The sequence below is a fragment of the Streptomyces sp. NPDC033221 genome, from assembly GCF_055577005.1.
In genome coordinates this window covers 13415-27091 of the sequence record NZ_JBVIQN010000062.1, presented here as the reverse complement: position 1 = coordinate 27091, position 13677 = coordinate 13415, and the positions used below count along the sequence as shown (strand labels likewise).

General features: G+C 70.5%; 11 protein-coding genes. 8 read left to right on the top strand and 3 right to left on the bottom strand.

Annotated features, from left to right (window positions below; genetic code table 11):
* The first annotated feature begins 719 nt into the window (after positions 1 to 719).
* The 5 genes from ACZ53K_RS40930 (at position 720) to ACZ53K_RS40910 (ending at position 6739) form a co-directional block, all read left to right on the top strand.
* Complete coding sequence (locus ACZ53K_RS40930) at positions 720 to 1604, top strand: hypothetical protein (protein WP_468847711.1); 885 nt, start codon at positions 720 to 722, stop codon at positions 1602 to 1604.
* Positions 1601 to 2290 carry a hypothetical protein gene (locus tag ACZ53K_RS40925; protein ID WP_468847708.1) on the top strand — a complete coding sequence of 230 codons (690 nt, stop codon included), beginning with the start codon at positions 1601 to 1603 and terminating at the stop codon, positions 2288 to 2290. Before ACZ53K_RS40930 ends, ACZ53K_RS40925 begins: the two co-directional genes overlap by 4 nt.
* Before the next feature lie 37 nt (positions 2291 to 2327).
* Positions 2328 to 5243 carry a helicase associated domain-containing protein gene (locus tag ACZ53K_RS40920; protein ID WP_468847706.1) on the top strand — a complete coding sequence of 972 codons (2916 nt, stop codon included), beginning with the start codon at positions 2328 to 2330 and terminating at the stop codon, positions 5241 to 5243.
* Positions 5244 to 5881: 638 nt separating this feature from the next.
* Positions 5882 to 6187: a helicase associated domain-containing protein gene (locus ACZ53K_RS40915; RefSeq protein WP_361615178.1), complete on the top strand. Its 306-nt coding sequence runs from the start codon at positions 5882 to 5884 to the stop codon at positions 6185 to 6187.
* Between the two features lie 411 nt (positions 6188 to 6598).
* Complete coding sequence (locus ACZ53K_RS40910) at positions 6599 to 6739, top strand: hypothetical protein (protein ID WP_359303506.1); 141 nt, start codon at positions 6599 to 6601, stop codon at positions 6737 to 6739.
* A 507-nt stretch (positions 6740 to 7246) separates the two neighbouring features.
* Here the strand turns inward: ACZ53K_RS40910 and ACZ53K_RS40905 are convergent.
* From ACZ53K_RS40905 to ACZ53K_RS40895, 3 genes are read right to left on the bottom strand one after another with little or no spacing between them, the layout of a single operon-like run.
* Positions 7247 to 7876: a hypothetical protein gene (locus ACZ53K_RS40905; RefSeq protein ID WP_468847702.1), complete on the bottom strand. Its 630-nt coding sequence runs from the start codon at positions 7874 to 7876 to the stop codon at positions 7247 to 7249.
* The gene (locus ACZ53K_RS40900) at positions 7873 to 8397 is read right to left on the bottom strand and encodes an RNA polymerase sigma factor (protein ID WP_361615174.1); all 525 of its coding nucleotides are present in this window, start codon (positions 8395 to 8397) and stop codon (positions 7873 to 7875) included. The genes ACZ53K_RS40905 and ACZ53K_RS40900 overlap by 4 nt, the downstream gene beginning before the upstream one ends.
* Positions 8394 to 8675, bottom strand: coding sequence for a hypothetical protein (locus tag ACZ53K_RS40895; RefSeq protein ID WP_361883757.1), 282 nt, complete (start codon positions 8673 to 8675; stop codon positions 8394 to 8396). Before ACZ53K_RS40895 ends, ACZ53K_RS40900 begins: the two co-directional genes overlap by 4 nt.
* Before the next feature lie 595 nt (positions 8676 to 9270).
* On the opposite strand from ACZ53K_RS40895, the gene ACZ53K_RS40890 reads away from it, so the two are divergent.
* The 3 genes from ACZ53K_RS40890 to ACZ53K_RS40880 all read left to right on the top strand — a co-directional run bounded on the left by ACZ53K_RS40890 (position 9271) and on the right by ACZ53K_RS40880 (position 13651).
* Entirely contained in the window at positions 9271 to 10641 is a 1371-nt protein-coding gene (locus ACZ53K_RS40890) for a DNA-binding protein (RefSeq protein ID WP_468847698.1), read from the top strand.
* A gap of 110 nt (positions 10642 to 10751) precedes the next feature.
* Positions 10752 to 11558: a TnsA-like heteromeric transposase endonuclease subunit gene (locus tag ACZ53K_RS40885; RefSeq protein ID WP_468847696.1), complete on the top strand. Its 807-nt coding sequence runs from the start codon at positions 10752 to 10754 to the stop codon at positions 11556 to 11558.
* Between the two features lie 59 nt (positions 11559 to 11617).
* A complete protein-coding gene (locus ACZ53K_RS40880; protein ID WP_468847693.1) occupies positions 11618 to 13651 on the top strand; it encodes a Mu transposase C-terminal domain-containing protein in 2034 nt (677 codons plus the stop codon).
* Positions 13652 to 13677: the final 26 nt, after the last annotated feature.

The following is a 13677-nucleotide window of genomic DNA, read 5'->3' as shown; positions in this document are numbered from 1 at the left end:
CCCGCGGAGCGGGTACCACATCGCTGCGCGATGTGCAAGCGAAAGCACCCGCTCCGCGGGTGCCGAGCGGTCGCTGCGCTCCCGCTGCCCATGCTGCGCATGGGCAGATCCCCTGCGCTGCGCTTCGGGGATCGGTGGGGCCGGCCGCTGCGCGCCCGGCGGCCGCGCGGTGCGCGGCCTGGCCGATCGAGCGTGCCTGGTGCGGGTTGTGGGGCCTCCTGTGCGAATGTTGCGGAGCGCTGAGCGCTCCGGGCCGGGTCCGCTGCGCTCCCCCGGCCTGACGGTCCGTTACGGCTGCGCCTTCACTTCCCGAAGACCCGCTCCGCGGGTCCGGCTGGCTACGAGAGTGGGGGTCGCTCGTTCGGGCCGGGTTTCAGTGTAGCGCGTGCATCAGGATGATGCAGCATGTACCGTTGGCGAAAACGCGGGACACCCCCGGAGTGGCCGGGGTGAGGCAGGAAGGAAGGGTGGTATGGCGCGTGCACACTTTCCGTTTTTGGAAGCGTTATGCGGAAGCGGTCGAGAAGGAATTTCGTGTGAGCGAGTTCTCCGGAGGATCATTTTCGGTACAGCGCGGCCCGGACAACGATGAGGCCTGTGCCGCTTCCTGGTCCTGGGTGAAGCCGGTGCATTTCCTTTCTGGCTCGACGGAGGATCAGCCGGGTGTCACCTTGTCGTGGTCGTCGCGCCAGGGGCCTTCGGGAGGCTGGTCGTACACGGTGATCAGCGAGTCCGGGCGCGCGGACTCCGGCCATCTGCCCGTTCCCTCCCTGGCAGCTCCCGCTGCGATCGTGGGGCTGATGCCCGCGCTCTGGCGTGGTCGGCACCAGCTGCTGCGCGCCACGGAATACCTGTGGGAGCGGGCCCGGGTGACCGAGTCAGCCGTCGAAACCGCCCGTCTGCTGAGCGAGGACAAGTACGACCTCGACTACCAGCTGGACGAGGAAGAAGGCGCGAGCTTCGACCAGTGGCAGGCCGAGCTGAAGGACGCCGGCGCCTTGGAAGGGCGCGCGCCCGTGGCACGGACCGAGACCGAGCCCGACAGCAACCTCACGCAGGACGGTGGGGAGCCCACTGACCTGACCCGTTACCGGATCGTGGCGCAGCGCACCGATCCGGAGCACCCCGGCGCCGCCGTGGTGACGAACTACGCCTACGGGCGATCGGTCGAGGAAGCCGTCACCAAGGCCCGCCGGGCGCTGGAAAAGCCGGACGGGCTGTACGGGGACCAGGGCCTGTACCGCGTGGTGGAGGTAGTCGAGGAGAGTCCGTCCAGCGAGCTGCGGCAGCAGGAGGAGGCGCGTCGGCGGTACCTCACCACCATCCTGGAGGCCGCAAAGACCACCGTGCGCGGCCGCGAGCCTAACGACCCGGATGCGGACCTGCTCAGCCGCCTGGACGACTTCTTCACCCGCGCCGTCGTCTTCCCCGACCCACACACCGGCGGCGTGCGGCCGCGGCCCCACCAGGCCACCTTCGGGTGGACCAGCGAGCCGCCCGGGATTCAGCACGCCAGTGACCCCGGCCGGGCCCTGGCCCTGTTCCTCCTGGCCTACCTCGACCACCACGGCCTGGCCGTCACGGACCCGGGGAGCGAACAGTGACCGGACACCAGGACACCCCCGCGCCTGCCGGTGACCTGAGCGAGGATCCCGTGCGGCGGGTGACGCAGTACCAGACGGCGGGCGTGAATGCCCGATTGAAGGTGTTCGCGCTCCTTAAGGCGCAAGGCGTGCCCGCGAGCGAGGCGGACGACCTGGTCGCCGCGCTGGAAGCCGGAGCAGTCGCCGGGGCGCAGTGCGAAGTGGAGGAACTGGGCGGCATGGCGCCGGCCTCTCGGGGCGCGGTGTTCGCGGACGGCTGGGACGACGGCGTGACGGCGGTGAACGAGGCCCTGGTGGGCATCGCGGACCGGGAGTGGTCCCGGCGCGGTGGCCGGTCGGCCGGGTCGGCTGAACTGGCCGTACACATCGCAGACGTGAGGAAGCGTGAGCAGGCCGACCTGGTGCGGCTGGAGAAGTTTGTCCGGGAGACCGTCCTGCCGCGTACGCACCCGCACACCACGGCACGGCGCCAGGTGCTGGAGGCCCTGGGTGAGGCCGACGGTCTGTGCACCGCACGGACCCGGAACGCGGACGGGGATGTCGTGATCTGCACGCTCGATGCCGGGCACTACGACCCGGCCGACAAACCGACCTTCAAGGACGGAAAGCCCGGCGGCTGGCACAAGGCGGACGGGGCGATCTGGAACGACCTGGGCGCGGCCTGCATTCCGCACGCAGCCCTCTGAAAGACCACCGTAATTAAGGCATCGGGGAGGCAAAGGAATGTCAGCGATTCCGCTCAAGGAACACCAGGTAGACCAGCGGTCGGCGGTTAGGAAATGGGTGGGTTTCCCTGCAAGATCATCTGTGCCCCCTCAGGGCGAGCGGGGCACGATCGTGTCCGCGACCGGCTCCGGAAAGACGATCATGGCGGCCGCGAGCGCCCTGGACTGCTTCCCGAACGGCCGGATCCTCGTCATGGTGCCGACCCTGGACCTGCTCGTGCAGACCGCCCAGGCATGGCGGGCCGTGGGCCACACCGCGCCGATGGTCGGCGTGTGCGGGCTGGAGAACGACCCGGTGCTGGGCGCACTGGGGGTGCGCACCACCACCAACCCGATCCAACTCGCCCTGTGGGCCCGGAGCGGGCCGGTCGTCGTGTTCGCCACGTACGCCTCCCTGGTGGACCGGGACGACCCGGAGGACCCGTCCGGCCAGCGCAAGGTGCGCGGGCCGCTGGAGGCCGCACTGGCGGGCGGCGAGCGGCTGTACGGGCAGCGGATGGACGGCTTTGACCTGACCATCGTGGACGAGGCCCACGGAACCGCCGGGGACCTCGGACGGCCGTGGGCGGCGATCCACGACAACCAGCGCATCCCGTCCCTCTTCCGTCTCTACCTCACCGCCACCCCGCGGATCCTGGCCGCGCCACGGCCCCAGAGGGGCAAGGACGGCAAGGAGCTGGAGATCGCCAGCATGGCCGACGACCCGGACGGGACCTACGGGCGGTGGCTGGCCGAGCTCGGACTCTCGGAAGCGATCGAGCGGGGCATCCTCGCGGGATTCGAGATCGACGTCCTGGAGATCCGCGACCCCTCCCCTGCCCTCGGGGAATCGGAGGAGGCGCAGCGCGGCCGGCGCCTGGCGCTGCTGCAGACGGCGCTCCTGGAGCACGCCGCGCGGTGGAACCTGCGCACCGTGATGACGTTCCACCAGAGCGTCGAGGAAGCCGCCGCGTTCGCGGAGAAGATGCCTCACACGGCCGCGGAGCTGTACGTCAGCGACGCCTCCGACGACGACCTGGCGGCCGCGGACCGGCTGCCGAAATCGTCGATCGACGCGGAGTTCTACGAGCTGGAGGCGGGCCGCCATGTTCCGCCGGACCGGGTGTGGTCAGCATGGCTGTGCGGTGACCACCTCGTGTCCGAGCGGCGTGAGGTCATCAGGCAATTCGCCAACGGCATCGACGCGGCCGGCCGCCGGGTGCACCGCGCCTTCCTCGCCTCCGTACGGGTCCTCGGGGAAGGCGTCGACATCACCGGCGAACGCGGCGTCGAAGCGATCTGCTTCGCCGACACCCGCGGCTCCCAGGTCGAGATCATGCAGAACATCGGCCGGGCACTGCGCCCCAACCGCGACGGCCGCACGAAAACCGCCCGCGTCATCGTCCCCGTCTTCCTGAAGCCCGGCGAAAACCCCACCGACATGGTCGCCTCCGCCAGCTTCCGCCCCCTGGTAGCCGTCCTCCAGGGCCTGCGCTCCCACGACGAGCGCATGGTCGAACAGCTCGCCTCCCGCGCCCTGACCCGCAGCAAGCACCAGCGCAAGATCCACGTCAAACGCGACGAGCAGGGCCGGATCATCGGCGCCGAAAGCGACGGTGAGGGCCAGGAGCAGGAGCAGGACGACACGGACGCGGCGGCCGAGTCCGCGCTGCTGCACTTCTCCTCTCCCCGGGACGCGGCGACGATCGCGGCGTTCCTGCGCACACGGGTGTACCGGCCGGAGTCACTGGTGTGGCTGGAGGGCTACCAGGCCCTCATCCGCTGGCGCGCCGAGAACAAGATCACCGGCCTGTACGCCGTCCCCTACGACGTCGAGGTCGAGGTCGGCGTCACGAAGGACTTCCCCCTCGGGCGGTGGGTCCACCAGCAGCGCAAGGCCCTGCGGGCCGGGGAGCTGGAGGAGCGGCGCAAGACGCTGCTGGACGCGCCGGAGGCCGGAATGGTGTGGGAGCCGGGCGAGGAGGCGTGGGAGAACAAGCTCGCCGCGCTCCGGTCCTACCGGCGGGCCACCGGGCACCTCGCTCCGCGTCAAGACGCGGTGTGGGGCGAGGGCGAGGCGATGGTGCCCATCGGGCAGTACATGGCCAACTTGCGCCGCAAGGGCGGTCTCGGGAAGGACCCGAAGCGGGCGGAGGAGCGCGCGAAGCAGCTGACCGCGATCGACCCGGACTGGAACTGCCCCTGGCCGCTCAACTGGCAGCGCCACTACCGCGTCCTCGCCGACCTCGTCGACGCCGACGGCGTTCTGCCCTACATCGCGCCGGGCGTCACCTTCGAGGGCGATGACATCGGAACGTGGCGGTGGCGGCAGCAGGAGCCGGGCACCTGGGCGCAGCTCCTGCCCAAGCAGCGGGAGCGGCTGACCGCGTTGGGCGTACAGGGCGCCACCCTCCCCGTGACGGCCGCCGCCCCGGCGGAGCTCCCTGCGGCGCCAGCCGTCGCGGCCAAGGGTCCGAGGAAGGCCGGGAACAAGGCTGAGGCGGCGTTCCAGCGCGGCCTGGCAGCCCTCACGAAGTGGGTGGAGCGTGAGGGACAGCGGCCCGTCCCGCGTGGCGCCGCCGTGGAGATCACGGTCGACGGCGAGGCGGAACCGGTGAGCGTGAAACTGGGCGTATGGATCTCCAACACCAAGTCGAGGCGCGACAAGCTCACCGCGGAGCAACTCGCCGCCCTCGCCGCGCTGGGCATGGAGTGGGCGGGCGCGGTGCCGGCCGCCGAGACTGTCCCGGAGTTGCCCGTTCCGGAGCCGCCAGCGCCACGGCCCGCGCCGCTGGCAGCCCCGAAGAAGCGGCGGGTGCGGGAGCACCACGAGGAGTGCGACAAGGAGCTGTACGAGGGCGGGAACTGCACCTGCTGGTCCATCAAGAGGTTCGGGCCGCCCTCCGAGCGCGAAAGCTACTGGGACAACCTCTGACCGCTCCCCCGCCGCCGTGAGACTCCGGCCCCGCCGACAGGGCCCGGGGTCTCGTACGTCATCGCTCGGGGGTGCGGCCGCTACCAGCGGCGCGGGATGGTGGCTGGGGCGGGCGCAGCCTGGCTGTCTCCGCCACGCGCAGCAGGTGCGCACAGTCGCCTGGCGCGGCGAGCAGCTCCTGGTCTTCGCCGGATACGAGCCGGGGGGGGGAGCAGGCCGCGGCCCGCAGGAAGACGCCCGCCCAGGGTGGTATCGGGTAGGTGGCGCAGCCGTCGGTGTAGCGGGCGGGTCGTGCAGGGCGAGCGTGGCCGCGGTGGTGTCGTAGTCGCGGGGTCGGGCGGTGGCGAGTTGCTGGAGGGAGGTGCCGGTGAACAGCGCGGCGGCGACGGCCGCGGCGAGGCGGAGATGTGCGGTCGCCGCGTGCAGCCAGTGGGCGACCTGCTGGGCGGTGCGGACGGTGAGGGAAGCGGGCGGTGGGCGGTGCCGCCAGACGATCGGGGGCGGCGTGCATGGGGCAGCGCAGGGCGGGGGCTGTCGTAGGAGACGAGGCGGTCGAGTGTGGGCAGGGTGAGCCACCGGCCGGTCGGCCCGGCGGGCTCGTCTGCCGGCGGGGGCTCGATGTTAGGTGTGCCGTAGTAGTGGCGGCGGGCTGCGTCGAGGTCGGTGGTGAGGGAGTAGTCGGCCGTCTGCAGGGCCTGGTGCAGGGCGGCGGGAAAGCGGCAGCGGCCTTCCAACGCGGCATTGCGGCCCTCGCCCAGTACATCGCCCGCGAAGGCCACCACCGCGTCCCCAGAAACCACACAGAGGAACTCACGGTCGAAGGCGAGGAGGCACCGGCGGTCGTGAAGCTGGGCGTATGGGTCTCCAACACCAAGAGCCGGCGGGACAAGCTCACCCAGGAGCAGCGGGCAACACTCGCCGAACTGGGGGTGGAGTGGGCGTAGCGCGGGACGCTGAGGAGCCAGCCGCAACCTTCTCCCGTGCTGTGTTCTGCCGCCCGGAGCGAAGTCGCTGTCTGCCTCGGCGAACACCGGCAGGCATCACGTGAGCCTCCAGCGCCGGGGCAACCGCGCTGGAGGGACGGCAGGGCGTCTTGGTACCCCACCTGTTCTCACAGCCCCCGGCCGCCCTCCCCTGACGCGGCGCGTTGGCCTGCAGCTGCGCTGCGACGAGATGCCAGTCGGCAGTCATGGGGCATGAGCGCCTGCAGGTTCACAGCCGGCAGCTCAAAGGCGTCCGATCCGGCACTCATATGTCCTGGTCACACGGGGGTTGCGCGGCTAACCCTCCGCTCCTTCATCGTTCGGCACGACACCGCGGCCGACGGGGCCGCAGCTTAACGATGGAGGAATCCGGTGCATGCCGACCGTGGCGTCATCGCCGCCCTGGGCGCAGCTCTCGCCGCGCTGACCGCCGTGTCCCACCCAGAGCTCATCCCCGCCCTGACGCTTGCTGTCACCGTATGGGCCGCGCTCGCCATGTACTTCAAGCTGTGACAGCTCCGGCCTACCACCGAAGGGACATGCCCCTATGAACCACTCGCAAAGCCCTGACCGGACGCCAGCACCAGCATGGGGGGACGAAGACGTACCGTCCGCTCTCGACGTCCCTCCGATCGGCTACGGATGGGCAGCCAGCGATGACATCCCTTCTGTCTTCGACGCTCTGGAGGAAGAGGAAGAGGCGGATCAGTGATTCGGCTTCAGGAAGCCTGATGACGAGGCCTCGTAGGTGCCTTGTCGCCTCAGTTGAGGTAAGAGCTCTGCTCCGAGTCCGTCAGGCGCTGGCCGGCAGGCTGGCTCCGGACCGCCGGAATGAGCGGGCTGGGGCTGGCTGGGTTGGGGTTTGCCCCATCGTTTGACGGGCCGGGCATGGCGACGGCCGCCCCAGGTTCTGGGGCGGCCGTCGCCTCAACGAGTCGTTGTGCCTCTGCTTGAGGCACTCATGTGGGTATGTCTAAAGGGCGACTCCCGCTTTCTGACATGACGAAAGAGTTCGGGACATCAGCGTCGCCTTCCGTCTGTCATGCGATCAGGATGCTGCAAGTATTCCTCGATTTCTCTCACTAGCCGCTTTGCGCCATCGCTTGTTTCTGGGTTTCCTGCAGCACTCAAAGCAAGTTGCATCGCTGCAAACGAGCTTGAACCGGCGGCCACGCCGTTGACTTTCCACACGTAGAGCGCTGCGTTTTCGTCATCGAGTGTTGGAGGTTCTGGCAGACCAGTAGCGGAGCGCTCCGCTTCCCGCGTCTCGGCATATAGGAGGTCGAGGTAGTCCCGCGCATCCTCATCACCTCTTGCCGCCGCCTTTTGCCACCAGATGAGAGCGTCTTCGTCCCTGTCCAGGTATTCCAGCAGCTCCGCGATCCGCCGTGTTTCTTGTGCGGTTACTTTTTGCTCGCACTCGCATGCAAGCAAGAGCAACAGTTCGCGTTTGGCCTCGATGCGCTCTGAGTCGTCCGGGCAGGGGGCGGGGGCCGGGGGCCAGCCGGCAAGCTGGCCCCCCTCCGCCTGTTCCGAGTCCGCGGGCATCCACGGCCTCTTCGAAAGTGCCTGCTCAGAGCGTTCGAGCAGGACCCACACGGCGAGGAGCCGGATGGCACTGTGCTTGTCGTTCTCGTCCCAGGCGCTCATGCGGTTGCCTCCTCGCCGGTCTCGTTGACGGACTTCTTCAGGTTCATGATGGCCATGCGGATGTACTTCTTCACCGACTCCTCCTTAAGGCGCAGTCGTTTCCCCGCCTCTTCAGAGCTCATGTCCTGAAGAATGCACAGGGTGATGACCTGCCGCTGCCGGTCGGGAAGTTTGGCAACTAGCTCATCGATTCCCTCTTTAATCATTTCGTAGGCGGCATCGGGAATGCCGATCTGAGATTCCTGTTCGGGCAGCTCCTGCAACGGGGCAGGAATCATGCGCTGGTTCCGCCGGAACTGGTCGATGACCGCGTTCTTGACCGCGAGGCGGCCGTAGGCGGCCCGGTTACCGGGCCGTGTGACGATCTTCTCCCACGACCTGAACATGCGCATGTAGGCGATCTGCACAGCGTCTTCGGCACTGTGCAGATCACCCGCTTCGGCCTGGGCCACGCGGGAGAAGGCCGCGCTGGTTTCGAGGACGAACGCCTCGAAGTCCGTGCCCTTTTCGGCCTCGCTCACGCAGCCTCCCGCGTGACGATCACCCGCTGTTCCGGTTCGGTGTGCTTGTGGAACAGCCAGGCCGGCTGCCCGTCCTCGAACCGGGCCGCGGCCCCGCCTTCGGGCAGCGAAGCGGCCATCGCGATCATCGTGGCCCGCTGCTCGCGTTCCGCGTGGGCTTCGAGGCGTGCCCTCAGGTACATCTCGACGATGCCCTTCGTGCGGCGCAGCGCGTAAAAGAGCAGGAGCAGCACGGGGACCGATGCCCCGCCCGCTCCTGCCCAGTCCAGCCAAGTCACAGACCGGCCTCCCATCATGACGACTCGTTGGGTGAAGACTTGCGCCTTCACCTCATACACGCGCCACAGGGCCCGGATCCGGATGTCTGCCGCCAACTTTTTTCCCGCCAGCCCCCGTCTTCCGTCTGCGCAGGTCTCTGAGCTGCAGAAACGTCCGTCACTCGTACCCGAAATCGTCACAGAAGATCCGGCAGGAAGCAGGTCCGGCGGTCCTCCTGGACCTGCCGCAGCGCCTGGGCAGGGTGCTGTGGGCCGGTTGCGGAAGCTGCTGGACGCGCCCGGGGTTCGGGCCGGCGCAGCGCAGGGGTACCGGCGGCCGTCCTGTGGGAGGCTGCTGCGGCCGGAGCATGAATGAATTAACTGAGCTTACTAATCAAACCGGCCCCGGCTTCAGGTCTGCAGCGGACGACTGCTCGTGCCGGCCGGCTGACGCCTCGCCCTGCCATGGCAGCGGCAGGCCGCGACGCACGCGGCCGGAAAACTGCAGTTCTGGTGGGCAACGGACGGTGGCCGACGGCTTCGTGAGAAGGGGGACACATCGGTGGGAGCCAGTGCCAGAGTGGTCCACGAGAGTAGGCCGCGGGGAGCCGGGGTCTTGCGCATCGGGGCCCTGCCCGGGGAGACGACAGCCTCGCTGATCGCTCGTGTCGCAGCCAGCTACGGACTGGAGAGCCGAGCGCTGCTGTCCGCCTGGCGGTGGCTCAACCACCGGCCGCAGCATGACGGCGGGGCGCTGCGGGCGGATGCGGAGGTGCTGCTGGATGCGCCGGGGCGGCGGGTGCTGGCCGGCATGTGCGGGGTGGATCCGCAGGTGCTGGCGCGGGCGCTGCCGTCGTGGGGGCGGAAGGATGCCAAGCTCGCCGCAGGCGGGGGCGGGGAGCCGCGGGCGGTGTGGCGGGTGGGGGGTGCGGCGGTAGGGCCGGTGGCGTTCGGATGCCGGTTGTGCGCGGCACGGCGGACCGGTGCCGCGGTGACGGTGGTGCGCTACGCGCCGCGGTGGGAGCGGGTGTGTGTGCGGCACGGGCGGTGGGCTCTGGATGCGGATGCTGATCAGCGGCTGGAGTATCTGGATGTGCGTGGTGTGCCGGAGGCGGCCGCGGCGCAGCGGCGGTGGGCCGGTGTGGCGCGGCGGGCGGTGCGGGCCGGGGCCGGGCCGGAGCGGGTGTTCGCGCTGGCGCAGGCGGTGGTGGCCCGGTGGTGGGAGCAGGCCCTGGGGTGGGAGCGGGAGACGATCTGGCCGCGGCGCCTGCACCAGGTCGCGGGCGGGGATGCAGGTGGTGATCTGGATCGGTGGCGGATCGTGGGGCGGGACGCGGTCGTCTTCCCCGAGGTGGTAGTAGTCGCCGATGCGCTGCTGGATCCCGGCATGGCGGAGCTGGTGTGGGCCGACAGCGGTGCTGGGCGGCCGCGGGCGTTGCCCGCGGACGGGTTGTTCTGTCGCAGGCTCGGTGAGCGGCTGGGGCGTACGTGGCTGGGGCCGCTGGCCGCGACGGACCACGGCGGGCCGCTTCTTGCATGGATGGGTAGCATCATTCGTCTTCGCCGCGGTGCCGGCGGGCCGCCCGGGTACGACAACGACCCGTGGTGGCTGCGGCAGGAGCACCGGGCGGCGGCCATGGCCGGGCAGCTGCGGGTGCTGGGCAAGGAGAAGAAGGCGCCCGGTTCGGGGACGATGTGGCGGGCTGCGGTGCCCGCCGAGCAGCGCATGCTGATCAGTAGTCTTGTCGACGGCGCCCAGGAACAGCTCATCCAGTTGCGCGGGGCGCAGATCGGGCCCCCCGCCGACGTCGCCCGGCAGTTCCTGCGCACCCTCCGCCATAGCGCCGATCTGATCGACAGTGCCTGGCAGCGCACCGCCATCGCGGCGGTGAACGCCGGAATGCCCCTGGAGGAGGTCGCCCAGTGGGCGGACATGCCCGCCGAGGAGCTGTCCCGGGTGCTCACCGCGGGCCGCAGGGAAGACTGACGCATCCGACGGCGGCTGGCGTGTCGGCTGTTAGCTGATAAGGCGCTCGTCTGTGGCAGAAATCCTGAAAGCAGCGGCACCTGTCTGCGGGAGCGGCTTGGCTGACGCAGGTGATCAGCACAGGAGCGGCCCGGCCCAGGAGCCGGGCAGGGCGAGCGGCCGCGGACCAGGGCAGCGGGTTCGAGGCGGTGTTCCTTGACCCGGTGGGACAGGCGGTCCAGCAGCGGTGGGCGGATGCCGCCATGACCGTGGCGTTCGAGGATCTGCCGCCAGTGTCGGCGTTCCCGGTGGTCCCGGGGCGGCGCTGGGGTCCTGGCCTGTGGTGGTCGGCGACCACCGGGCGGCACGTAGCCGCCGGGTCCAACGCGATGCGCGCCCAGCTGATGGTCCTGGACCGCGCCCCGGACGTGACGGGGCTGGCGGGGCGGCCGGTGCGGCTGCTGTGGCGTAACCCCCGCGGCCAGGTGCGCTCCTGGGTGCCGCAGCTTTTCGCCCGTTGTGCCGACGGCACCGCGCTGCTCGCCGACTGCCCCAGCCACGCAGGCGCCGGCGGCGAACGCGCCCGGGGCGCCGCCAAGGCCGTCGCGGAAGCGTGCGCGCACATCGGCTGGAGCTACCGGCGCCTCCCACCGCTCGACGACGTACTGGCCGCCAACCTGAAATGGCTAGCCGGTTACCGCCACCCCCGCAACGCCGGCCAGCCCGGCCTGATGCCCGCTGTCTTGGAGGCGTTCATGCGGCCGCGGCCGCTGATCGAAGGCGCCAGCGCGGCCGGCGACCCCATCGAGGTCCTGCCCGCCGTCTTTCACGCCCTGTGGCACGGACAGCTGACGGTCGGCCTGGACACGCCGCTGCACGAACGCGTCCCCGTCGGCCCGCGGAGCTGGGGCGGCCCCCAGACGGGAGATGCCGGGTGACCGCGCGGCGCAATGCCCGGCCGGCCGTGAAGGTCGGTGCTCACATCCGCTTCCGTGGCATGAAGTGGCAAGTGGTCGCCCTGTCCGGGCAGGACATCCACCTCGTCGGTCCGGAGGGCGGCGGTGAGGCCGTGCTCGCCGGGCACCTGTTCGCCGACCCCGGCTTCACCGTCGTCGGGGCCGATGCGCCTCAGGCGGCCCCGCAGTGGGGGCTGTTCGAGACCGCCCCTGCCGCGGCGCGTGAGAAGGCGCTGGCGTGGCAACGACACGTCAGGGAAGTCGAATGCGGCCTGCCTGGCGGGCCCGGCAGCGAAGGAGCGGTGCGCGAGCAGTACGACCCCGAGCAGTACACGCTGGCCGAACGGGAGCAGGCCAAGGCCCAGGAGCTGACCGCGCTCGGATTCGGCCGGGTCTCGCGCACCACGGTGCAGCGCATGCGGCTCGCCTACCGCAAGCAAGGCCTGTGGGGGCTGCTCGATCACCGCACCACCCGCGCCTCCAGCCCCACCGGCCGGGCCGACGAGCGGGTCGTCGCCGCCGTCCGCGAGGCGCTGCGCCGCCGCCGCGGCCGCTCCAAGGGCACCATCAACGGCCTGTTCCCGCTGATCAACCAGATCCTTCAGGACCGGCACGGGCCCGGCACGGTGCCCGCACCGTCCCAGGCCACGCTGTACCGGCTCGTCACCAACCTCGCCCGGCCCGGCGAACTGCCCTCCGGACCCGTCCGGCAAGTACCGGCGAGCGTCGACGGGCGGGCGTTCAGCCCAGCTACGGCGCTGCGGCCCGGCGAGCAGGTTCAGGTCGACACCACCCGCCTGGACGTTCTGGCCCTCTTCGACGACGGGCGTCTGGCCCGGCCCGAACTGACCATCGCCGTCGACGTCGCCACCCGTGCCATCCTCGCCGCCGTGCTGTGCCTGAGTGCGACCAAGGCCGTGGACGCGGCGCTGCTGCTGGCGGAGATGGCCGTCCCGCACCCCGCCCGCCCCACTTGGCCGGACATCCTGCGCATGGACCACGCCCCCGCCCTCCCCCACCAGCGGCTGGCCGCGCTGGACGAGCGACTGGCCGGGGCTGCAGCCCGGCCCTTCGTCCTGCCCGAGACGATCGTCGTCGACCGCGGCAAAGTCTTCGTCTCCGCCGCGTTCACCGCCGCCTGCGAACACCTCGGCATCAGCGTCCAGCCCGCCCCGCCCCGCGCCCCTACCGCCAAAGGCATCGTCGAGCGGACCTTCGGCACCATCAACGCCCTGTTCTGCCAGTACCTGCCCGGCTACACCGGATCCGACGTCACCCGCCGCGGCCCCGACATCGAGCAAGACACCTGCTACAGCGTCCCCGAGCTCCAGGACCTGCTCGACGAATGGCTGGTGCACTACCACCACCGCCCCCACGAAGGCCTGCGCCACCCGATGATGCCGAAAAAGGCCCTCACCCCCAACCAGATGTGGGCCGCGCTGGTCGCCGTCGCCGGGTACGTGCCCGTCCCGCTGACCGGCAGCGACTACCTCGAGCTGCTGCCCGTGCGCTGGCAGGCCATCACCCCCGCCGGCATCACCATCCACCACCGCACCTACGATCACGATCTCCTCGCCCCGTACCGCGGCCAGGCCTCCCCCGTCGCCGGCCGGGGCGGAAAATGGGAGATCCACTACAACCCCCACGACGTCCGCCAGATCTGGATCCGCCTGCCCGACGGCGAGCTCACCGAAATCCCCTGGATCCACCGCGACCACGTCCACCAGCCATTCAACGACCACACCTGGCAGCACATCCGCACCCACGCCCACCACAACAACCACGACGACAGCCAGCAGCATGAGGCCGGCCTGGCCGACGCCCTCGACCAGCTCATGCGCCGCGTCCACAGCGGCCACGCCACCACCACCGAACAAGCTCTCCTCGCCCGCGCCACCACGCTGCCGGTTCCCGCCGCACGGCACCCGCAATACGCCACCGGCCCCATAACCGGCGAGCCGACGCGGCACGGAGAGGACGACAGCATCGACGACCTCGACGAGGACGACACCCGCCCCGCCGCGGCCGCCGGATTCGGGCTCTACGACGCATACGAGGAAGCCGACAAGTGGTGAACACCCGCCCCCACCCCGCAGCGCAC

Coding starts and splice junctions, on each gene's coding strand:
- ACZ53K_RS40920 (WP_468847706.1), top strand. CDS start 2,328: ATGTCAGCGATTCCGCTCAAGGAACACCAGGTAGACCAGCGGTCGGCG.
- ACZ53K_RS40905 (WP_468847702.1), bottom strand. CDS start 7,876: ATGAGCGCCTGGGACGAGAACGACAAGCACAGTGCCATCCGGCTCCTC.
- ACZ53K_RS40880 (WP_468847693.1), top strand. CDS start 11,618: ATGAAGTGGCAAGTGGTCGCCCTGTCCGGGCAGGACATCCACCTCGTC.